1 protein-coding gene is annotated in these 220 nt (G+C 60.9%); it reads left to right on the top strand.

What is annotated here, in order from left to right; translation table 11 throughout:
- The coding region (locus EH240_RS37750; protein ID WP_148101216.1) for a transposase at nt 1–208 on the top strand (208 nt) is incomplete at its 5' end.
- Nucleotides 209–220: the final 12 nt, after the last annotated feature.

The following is a 220-nucleotide window of genomic DNA, read 5'->3' on the forward strand; positions in this document are numbered from 1 at the left end:
CCGGCGAATCACCCCTGTCATCCCACCCAAGGCCAACCGCGTCACGCCGCGCCAAACCGATTTCGCGCTCTACCGCGAGCGCAATCTCGTCGAGCGCTTCTTCAACAAGCTCAAGCATTTCCGCGCCATTGCCACGCGCTATGACAAGACCGCGCGCAATTTCCTCGCCGCCGTCCAACTCGTCGCCATAACTTTCCTCCTCAACTGAGGACACGCCCTA

It is taken from the genome of Mesorhizobium tamadayense (assembly GCF_003863365.1).
Classification (GTDB): Bacteria; Pseudomonadota; Alphaproteobacteria; order Rhizobiales; family Rhizobiaceae; genus Mesorhizobium; species Mesorhizobium tamadayense.